Genomic DNA, 9,059 nt, shown 5'->3' with positions numbered 1-9,059 from the left:
CCTGTTCAACCGCCTCATCGGCTGCCTGCACCACTGCCTCACCACCCGCCAAACCTACGACCAGAACCGAGCCTTCCCCGCATTCACTCCCTCCTGATCTTGACCTCAAACACCATCGGAGGTCTCCCTCAGGAGGGAGTCCCTTCCATCTCTACTCGCCTGAGGAGAACCTCATGCCCCGCGCCACTCCGGCTCCCCACCCGGACCCGGCCGACGACTCACCGACCCCCGAACGCCCACCGTCCGAACCCCGCCGGCCCTCGACCCGCCCGCCCAGCAAGACCGACCTGCTGCGCTACCTGCGGCAGCTGACCCCGCGCGACCACCAGATCCTCGACTGGCTCGCCGAGCACTACCTGCTGTCCACCGCCCAGATCGCCACCGCGCTGTTCCCATCGGAGCGCTCCGCCCTGCTACGCCTGGCCACACTGCACCGAATCGGAGCCGTGCACCGCTTCGTCGACGTCAGAGCCGGCACCGGCCAGCACCTCTACACCCTCGGCCCGCTCGGCCTCGTCGTGCACCCCCACCCCTACAGCGACCCCGCACGCCCGGACGCGCGGCCCACCCGCACCAGCGTCGAACGCGCCCACCGCATCATCGGCAGCGGCCGGCTGCGGCACCTGCTCGGCACCAACCAGCTCTTCATCGACCTGCACGCCTACACCCGCACCGACCCCAGCGCCCGGCTGCTGCGCTGGTGGTCCGAACAGCACGCCACCACCGCCTACGCCGTGGCCGGCATCCACCCCGACGGCCACGGCATCTGGCACGCCGCCGGCCGCACCGTCGGGTTCTTCCTCGAACACGACAACGGCACCGAAAACCTGCGCAGCGTTCTGCGGAAGCTGCGCGCCTACGAACGCCTCACCGAGTACGGCCCCCGCTACCCCGTCCTGCTACGCGTGCCCAACCACCGGCGCGAAGCGCACCTAATCGACGCCCTCGCCGGCGTGCCCACCGCGATGCCCGTAGCCACCGGCCTGCACCACGAACACCCCGCCGGCCCCACCTGGACACTCACCTCCGACCCCGGCCCACGCCGCTGGCTGCACGAACTGCCCAGCGACCACGGCCCCGACGCCGCCACCAACCCCCACCGCTACACCGACCCCGACGACACCTGACGGCCTCGCCAGCTCGCCCACAGCCACTCACACCGCAGGTCACCGACCCTTCCGCAACCGCACATTTACCTTGCTGCGACACCATCCACCGCCTGACAGGCCGTCTGCAGGCGGGCGTTAGAGGACTGCTGTCGGCATGGCAAAATCCGCCTCCGCGATAGCCCCCTTCCCGAGAGCTGCGCATTCCACTAACCCGTTACGGCAGGACCTGCGTCGGGATAGTGACAGAAAGCAACATCATCGATGCCGCTGCACGCGAGTTCGTGATAGCACCAAGGCATGACCACCGAGGCGGTACCCGCAGACCCTCCCCCGAAGCTCCGCTTCAACTGCTACCTGCTCCGCCCGGATCTCGAGACGCCCGAGCAAGCGCTGCGCGCACCGTACCGGCCGACGGGCCGCACGCCGATGAGCGCGGTGGCACCAACCTCAGCCGCTCCGGATGGCACCATCGGCTACTTCAGCGAGCCTAAGCAGAAGGTGCCACCGTGGGCGAAGGCGTTGGCACCGCTGTTTCCGGACTTGCAGCGGGTCGAGAATCTATCGAACCGCTTTGTGATCATCCTGCCAGTAGCAGGGCGGCACTTCGCAGTGTGCTTCGGCTACGGCAGTTCGACCTTGGAGTGGAGCGCGGTAGAGGCAAACTTCGGGCTCCGCTTCGCCGCGCGCCGGATGAGCCCCAAGACTCTGCGTGAGTTCAGGAGCCGCCGCGTCGGTGCGTCCAACCGAACTCAGGCGATCCAGATACCCATGGGAGGCGATATCAAGGACCTCGATGTGACGCTGGAGGGTGAGTTCGTCCGGCGACTGGCCGGAACCCTCGAGGAGGGGGACGGCGCGCAGTTCAACGATGTGGACGCCGTGGCTGCCACGGACGCCATATCCTTCCGGGCGCGAACTGACCTGTCAAAGGTGCAGGAGACTCTCGCCGCGATGCTGGCGGAGGTCGAGCAGAAGACCGCGGCGGAGGGCTTAAAGTTCGTGGATTCCTTGGAGCCTCTGCGCGCCAAGAGTGAGCGCACGGCCGAGCTCGACCGCCGCTTGGCCGAGTCACTTTTCGCCAGCCTTCCGGGCTACGCTGCCGGCGACGACGTACTGTCCAACCTCCAAGAACATCTTCTCGAGTTCTCGTACCCGGACGCGTTGACCACGGACGAAATCGACAAGATCTTCGTCTACCGCGGTGAGCGCAGCGTGGAGCTAACCGCGACGACCGTCGAGGGTGTCCGGCAGGCAATCTCGGAACTGAAGGGGCGCCTTACGGCTCGCTCCCTCGACGGCATCAAGCTCATGGCATTCGACGCCGAGGGCGAACCGCGTAGCCCGTACCTCCCGCTGCGGCACTGGCTGATCTACGAGGCCGGCGACGCCGACAAGCGCTACATCCTCACGCTCGGGAGATGGTTTTCGCTCCTGGAGTCATACACCAGGAAACTCGACGAAGACCTGCGCCGTATTGAGGATCTTACCGATTCATTGAAGCCACCGCCCTGGGTTGCGAGCCAGGGAGAGGGGGACTACAACAACCTCCTCAGCACATCAACACCTGGACGGTCCGTGGTCTTGGATACGGTCGACCTCAGGTCGGAGGACGGCGACGAGATCGAGGCCTGCGACGTCTTCCACGAGAACGGCTACCTTTTGCACGTCAAACGCTTCGAGAAAAGCCAAACACTCAGCCACCTATTCGCCCAGGGGTTGGTGTCGGCACTCTCGCTTCGGAGAGACGACAAATATCGAGAACAGTTCCTCCGCGAGATCGAGAAGCGGGACCCGAGTTTGAAGGAGGTTGCCGAGGCCGCGCCACAGGTTGTCGTGTACGGCATCGGTGTGCGCAAGAACAAGGCCGTCCCGCTCGAGCTTCCCAGCTTTAGCAAGGTGAACCTGAGGGACTTCGCACATCGGCTGAAGGTGACAGGGGCGCAGGCGGCGCTGTGCCGGATTCAAATGACGGACCCCGCGAGCTGAGACCCTGCCATCCGCAAGATCGGATGCACTGTCATCGACAGATCCGCGTACTACAACAGCAGCATCAGCAGTCTTGGCCCTCACGCATCGCTACTTTGACTTCGGGCGAGACCGGCCCATGGGCCCGGCCTGTTAATGGCTGTTTCGGCTGGGGCCCATTTCATCCGTCGTAGCCGCACGGCCCGGCGAGCATCTGTGGGCGGGCACGGCACTCACAACGACTCACAGCCACTCACACCAGAACCACCCCGCAACGGTGGTTGAACTGTCACACAGCAGGTCAACGGCCTGCCGGCCGCTTTGGCGGGCCGCGGCCGCTGTGAGCGGCCAGGGCTACCGTTCACGGCACTACCGCCCCCTCATATCGCTCCACCTCGGTTCGGTCCCACCTCAGGGATGCCCGCCGCACCAGCCCGGTGCGCGATGCTCACCCGCCTACGCCGGTCGGCACGCGCTCCGCGCGGCGGCCCCTGCCAGGTCGCACCAGCCACCCGCACCAGGGCACCATGCGCCCGCATTTGACGACCTGACCCTTGGGCGGGTCTGTCCTCGGTGCGTCTGCGCAACCTTCCCCTGTCCTTCCGCCGCACGGGCCCCGGCCCACGAAATCGGTGAGCCGGCCAGTCCCGCGCTCCTCACGCAACCCCCACCCGAAGGAGGACTACGCCTATGTCCGATGTCAACGGCACCCCGCTGACCCGTCACGGCAGCCGCGTGCCCGCCGTCCCGGCACGGCCTGCCGGAGCGAAGGCCTCGGCGCCTGCCGCCTCGTCAGTTCGCGTCCAGGCCACCGCTTCCCGACCGGCGGTCACGCCGGCCCCCACGATCGAGACGATGGTGATCTGCGTGCCCGACTGCCTGCCGGCCCAGGCCTTGACCAGTCACCAGCTCGTCACCCACTTCGGGGTCACCGGCACCGTCACCGCTCTGTACTGGGCCGTTCCGCGACTGCGGCTGTGGCAGCGGCGCCTGCTCATCGGTGCCCGCGAGGGCCATCCGACGCCGTGCGCGGGCGGACCGTTGCGGCTGCTCGACCTGTCCGGGTTGCGGCACGCCGCTGCCGTGGGCGCGGGCATCCGCTACCAGATCTGGCAGCGGGTCGTCCATGGCACCCGGCCGGCCACCCCGTGGCCGGTGTTCCATTCCCGTCACCTCACCGACCCCGACCGCTATCCCTACCAGCGAGCCAGCGAGGAGTTCCACGCCCAGCCTCGGGTGCAGGCCATGCGCCTGCACGTCGCTACCACCCCCGGTCCGGGCCAACCCAGCATTGGGGAACTGGAGATGTACCAGGCCGGGCAGGTCGCCTACCAGCACTATCGTGCCGGCATCGCGGTCGTCGGCGACGCGATGCTCACCGCCGACGGGCGCCACCTTGCCCCGGCCAGCGACGCTCTCGCCGACCGCATTACCTACCTTGAGCAGGCCTTGGCCCACCTCGACACCGTCGGCCCGCAGCAGCGGCTGCTCGCCGTCTCCCTCTAGCCCCGGTCGCCAGCCCGTCCTGTCGCGGTCCGGCCGCCGACGGCGCGCGCTGCGTGATGGTCGACCCCCGCGCCTTCACCGTCGGTGTTGGCCGCCGTCGAAGACCCCTTCTCGGCTATCACCCGGCCTGGCCCGCATGCCGCATCCTCGGCGGACCGCCCACGCGACGCCTGCGAGCGTGTCCGCCTCGATTCGGCCCTGTCATTGCCCGTACACGCCCACCCCGCCAACGGCGAGCGGGCGCCGCCCCCGGCCACGTACGCCGGGTGCCCCGGGCATGGGGCACCTGTCCGCCGCTGGCCGGCGATAAGGCCGCCCTGTTCCTCTTCCGGCCCCACGTCACTACTCGCTGGCAACTCGATGTCCCGTTCGCGCCCGGCTGCGGCGGAGGCGAGGCCGCTTCCGGTGAGATCACCGCTACCGCCGCCGGCCCGCCCCTGCGGCCACCCGCCGCTACCGGATAGCCGCCAGCCCAGCGGCGCCCGGTGACCCGCCATTACCGGATTTCGGGTGCGTCCCGAGGTCCGGTCATCGCACTTGATCAGCGCCGCGTTCGAAGCGTGGATCAGTGCTGACCTCACACGAAAGGACGATGCCCATGACCGACGCACCGGAGCCGGTTCCGGCTCACGCGATGTTCAAGGTCCTCGCCGCGCTCGCGGAACTTGGCGAGGCTACCGCCGCCGCGGTGGCTCAGAAGGCGGGGCTCGGCTATTCCACGGCCACGGCGAAGTTGCGTGCCTGGGAGCAGACCGGGCAGGCCGAACGTATCCACACCGAGAGCAAGCGCGCGGTGTGGCGGCTGACTGACGCGGGCCGCGCCACCGTCGGCGCGGATCAGGCCGCGTCACCAGTGCACGGCAGCCCTCCCGACGTGCTGCCGAACGACCCTGCGCGGCCTGCCGCCGCCGACGGCCCTGCCGAGACCACCGACGCCGCAGGCGAGGAGCCGACGCCGGAGTCCGCGAATCCCGCCCACGAGGAACCCTCGACCCCCGCCAGCGACACAATCGCGCCGCCGGACGCACCCGCGCCGCCCGATGGTGAGGGTGCTCCCGTGGCCGCGACCGACGGGGACAGCCAGCAGTCGGCCACCACGACCGACGGCACCGGCTCGGACACCGCCGCCCCGTCGAATGATCCAGCCACCTCGACGGGCGGTCGTCGGGCGAAGGGTTCCCTGCGCGGGGCGGTGCTGGACATCCTCGAAGCCCATCCCGATCGGGCCTACAAGACCAGTGAGATGTGCAGGCTCATCGACGCGGCGAACGCCGGCAGCGGCGCGAGGAAGGCCAGCGCAGGCGCGGTCGTCAACGCGTTGGTCAAGCTCGTCGCCGCGGGGAAGGCCGTGCAGACCGTGGAGAAGCCGGCCACCTTCCAGCTCGCCCCCACCGCCGGCAGCCGATAGCCGCCGGCTACCTGTCAGGCAGCCCGAGGGCGGGCGTCGAAGTTTGGCCGCTCCACGCCCGCCCCCGGTGCTCCTTCCAAGACAAGGAGCGTTCCCAGTGTTGTCCATCCTGCACACGATCGCTATCGCCGTCGGCGGGATCCTCGCCGGTCTCGCCCTCGCCGCCGCCCTGCTGTGGCGGCAGCAGCAAGCCCTCCACGTGGCCCGGTATGAGGCCACCCACGACGAGATCACCGGCCTGCCCAACCGGCGGCTGTTCCTTGCCCGCCTGCGCGCCGCCTTGGAGGGCAACGCGCCGGTGGGGGTGGTGCTGCTGGACCTCAACCGGTTCAAGACGGTCAACGACACCCTCGGCCACGAGGTCGGCAACGACCTGCTCGATCAGGTCGGGCGGCGCCTGGCCGGCCTTCCCGCCCCGGTGCGGGTCGCGGCCCGGCTCTCCGGTGACGAGTTCGCCCTGCTGGTCACCGGTGACCGCGACGACGTCGCCGCCGCGGCGGAGGCCGCTTGGCAGGCGGTCGCCGCCGACTCGATCCGCGTGGTCAACGCCGACCTGCAGGTGACCGCCTCGGTCGGCTTCGCCCACAGCCACCACCCGAACGCCAGCACCCGGCAACTGCTCACCCAGGCCGACCGCGCCATGTATGAGGCGAAACGCGTCGACGGCGGCGTACGCGAGTACCTGCCCCACCGCACACCGGCCCTGCGTAGCCGCAGCCGTCACGGCGGCTGACCCCGCACTCCGCATGTCCCGGGCCCCGCAGCCACCCGGCTGCGGGGCCTTTCGCCTGTCCACCCCTTTGTAAGGGAGAACCTGGTGCTGTCTTCCGACACTGTCCGCGCCCTGACCGAATGCGTCATCGCGGCGGACGCCGACGCCGACCAGATGGGATGGGGCCAGCGGCCGACGCTGCTGCTCGTCCACGACTGGCTCCCGACCCCCGCCAGGCCGAACCGGCGGCACGCGATGCGCAGCCTCGAGTTCCCGCTGCGCCCCGATGACCGGCTCGCCGACCCGGCTGGTCTGCCCGCGCTGCTGCACCGCCTCGCCGCCGCGTTGACCCAGCCCGCCGATACCGGCCCGTACCAGGCGACCCTCGAGACGATCATCGACCGGATCCGCGTGAGCGCACCGGATGCGCGGCTGGTGGCCTGGGCCGCCTGCTACGCCGACGTCCACACCCGCGGCGGTCAGCCACGGCGGGCACGTCATGTCGACGCCGTCGACGTCGACGGGCGCGTCTACCAGCTCACCCACCTGCGCGGCGAGGACCACCCGCTCGTGCTCGTCGACGACACCCCCGACCCGCACGACCTTCCCGCCACGTACCCCGGTCTGGTCGCGCTGCTCGCCGCCACCGCCCACCACATCCAGACCAGGGCCGCCGCGGGTGCGCAACGACCGCCGTGGTCCCGCCTCCGCGCTGAGCCGGAGGAGCCGATCTTCGGCGTGTGGGGCCCAGACGGCGCCTCTGTCCGCTGCCGGATCTGCGGCGCCGTCGACGAAATCGTCCAGGACGAGGTCCCGTCGATGGCCGGCTACGGCGACGACACCTACACCCGGTGCACCCGCTGCGGGTCGGTCGAGACCACCGACCCGGTCTTCGGGTGGCGCGCCAAGCCCGCCACCTGGCCGCCCACACCCGAACCCGACCAGTCGTGACCTCCATGCCCGCCGCCGATCGCCGCCTCTCGCTGAAGGAGTTAAGTCCTGTGCGCACCCACTGCTACATCGGCGTCAGCCGCCCCGAGAACCCGCACCTGGTGCACGCCCGGTTCGTGCTCGACGGTTATCCGGCCGTCGTGCTGCCGGCCCTGGCCGCGATCTGGGCCGGCCACACCCGCCACGACACGCAGGCGCTGGCCGCCGCGATCCTCGCCCACGACTGGGAGTACCTCGACCCGGACATCACCGCCACCACCCGTTGCGCGTTCGCCGGCCGGCGTCCGGTGCCGGGCGTCGGCATGCCTCTCGCCTCCGAGGTGGACCCGCCGGAGCCGGTCACGGTGTTCCCGCTGTGCCACGCCGGGCACCTCGACGCCGAATGGATCTACCTCATCGAAGCCAACGGCACCGTCGCGGTCCACGCCGGCGACGGCGCCCACGTCGCCACCTGCCCACTCGTCGGCTGCCTGCCCTCCACCCACACCGGCCGGTCCGCGCGGCCCCGCCGGCGACGGCCAGCGGCCGGAGCGTTGCGGTGAGCGCCCGTGCTCTCGCTGGGATCGCCGCCGGGGTGATCGCCGTGCTGGTGCTGTGCGCCGGCGCCGCCGGTGCCCTGTTCACCGGCGGGGGCACCGCCTCGGCCGCCTGCTACCGCGCGGTCGGCCCGGACGGGCAGCCGCTGCTGCCCACCCTCACCATCTCCCCACCCGCCCGCGTTGATGAGTGGGACAGCGAGCAGACGGCCAACGCCGCCGTGATCGTCGCCGTCGGCGCGGACCTGACGATCCCGCCGCGAGGCTGGGTGATCGCCCTGGCCACCGCCATGCAGGAATCCGGCCTGCGGAACCTGCCCGGCGGAGACCGCGACTCGATCGGCCTGTTCCAGCAACGCCCCTCCCAAGGCTGGGGCACCCCCGCGCAACTACGGGATCCCCGCTACACAGCCGGCACGTTCTACCACGCGCTCCTGGCCGTTGACGGGTGGCAGGCCATGGCGGTGACCGACGCCGCCCAAGCGGTGCAACGCTCCGCCTACCCCGGCGCCTACGCCAAATGGGAAGACGACGCGATCGCCCTGGTCCGCGTCCTCACCGGCGGCACCCCCGCCGGACCCGCCGATGGCGATCTGGAACAGGCGATGAGCAACCCGCTGTGCCTGTTCGACGCAGGCGACGGCCAACCCGGCGGCGAGCAGGTCCCCCTGCCCGCCGGGTTCACCCTGCCACCCGGCACACCGCTGCCGGTCGTGACCGCGATCGGCTGGGCCCTGGCCCAGCTCGGCACCCCCTACACCTTCGGCGGGGACTGCACCGCACCCCACTCCGGAATTCCCGCCCGCCAGTGCGACTGCTCGTCTCTGCTGCAGCAGGCATACCGGGCCGCCGGCATCGCCATTCCCCGCACC

General features: G+C 70.3%; 8 protein-coding genes. All 8 read left to right on the top strand.

Annotated features, from left to right (window positions below; translation table 11 throughout):
• Nucleotides 1-173: 173 nt before the first annotated feature.
• The gene (locus D7I43_RS31655; RefSeq protein WP_120332229.1) at nucleotides 174-1,127 is read left to right on the top strand and encodes a replication-relaxation family protein; all 954 of its coding nucleotides are present in this window, start codon (nucleotides 174-176) and stop codon (nucleotides 1,125-1,127) included.
• 279 nt (nucleotides 1,128-1,406) lie between these two features.
• A complete protein-coding gene (locus tag D7I43_RS31650) occupies nucleotides 1,407-3,095 on the top strand; it encodes a DUF6119 family protein (protein WP_120332228.1) in 1,689 nt (562 codons plus the stop codon).
• Between the two features lie 834 nt (nucleotides 3,096-3,929).
• Nucleotides 3,930-4,580: a hypothetical protein gene (locus tag D7I43_RS31645; RefSeq protein WP_240033317.1), complete on the top strand. Its 651-nt coding sequence runs from the start codon at nucleotides 3,930-3,932 to the stop codon at nucleotides 4,578-4,580.
• Between the two features lie 598 nt (nucleotides 4,581-5,178).
• The gene (locus tag D7I43_RS31635; RefSeq protein ID WP_240033316.1) at nucleotides 5,179-5,988 is read left to right on the top strand and encodes a MarR family transcriptional regulator; all 810 of its coding nucleotides are present in this window, start codon (nucleotides 5,179-5,181) and stop codon (nucleotides 5,986-5,988) included.
• Nucleotides 5,989-6,085: 97 nt separating this feature from the next.
• Complete coding sequence (locus tag D7I43_RS31630; RefSeq protein WP_120332225.1) at nucleotides 6,086-6,721, top strand: GGDEF domain-containing protein; 636 nt, start codon at nucleotides 6,086-6,088, stop codon at nucleotides 6,719-6,721.
• An 84-nt stretch (nucleotides 6,722-6,805) separates the two neighbouring features.
• Nucleotides 6,806-7,651, top strand: a complete 846-nt coding sequence (locus D7I43_RS31625) for a hypothetical protein (RefSeq protein WP_240033315.1) — start codon at nucleotides 6,806-6,808, stop codon at nucleotides 7,649-7,651.
• A gap of 50 nt (nucleotides 7,652-7,701) precedes the next feature.
• The gene (locus D7I43_RS31615; protein ID WP_192902318.1) at nucleotides 7,702-8,193 is read left to right on the top strand and encodes a hypothetical protein; all 492 of its coding nucleotides are present in this window, start codon (nucleotides 7,702-7,704) and stop codon (nucleotides 8,191-8,193) included.
• A partial coding sequence (locus tag D7I43_RS31610) for an NlpC/P60 family protein (RefSeq protein ID WP_240033314.1) occupies nucleotides 8,190-9,059 on the top strand: 870 nt, incomplete at its 3' end. The genes D7I43_RS31615 and D7I43_RS31610, both read left to right, overlap by 4 nt.

The organism is Micromonospora globbae (assembly GCF_003610785.1).
Taxonomy (GTDB): Bacteria; Actinomycetota; Actinomycetes; order Mycobacteriales; family Micromonosporaceae; genus Micromonospora; species Micromonospora globbae.
Note: the sequence above shows the minus strand (reverse complement) of the source record. Positions and strands in the feature narration are given on the sequence as shown.

Coding starts and splice junctions, on each gene's coding strand:
- D7I43_RS31655 (WP_120332229.1), top strand. CDS start 174: ATGCCCCGCGCCACTCCGGCTCCCCACCCGGACCCGGCCGACGACTCA.
- D7I43_RS31650 (WP_120332228.1), top strand. CDS start 1,407: ATGACCACCGAGGCGGTACCCGCAGACCCTCCCCCGAAGCTCCGCTTC.
- D7I43_RS31645 (WP_240033317.1), top strand. CDS start 3,930: ATGGTGATCTGCGTGCCCGACTGCCTGCCGGCCCAGGCCTTGACCAGT.
- D7I43_RS31635 (WP_240033316.1), top strand. CDS start 5,179: ATGACCGACGCACCGGAGCCGGTTCCGGCTCACGCGATGTTCAAGGTC.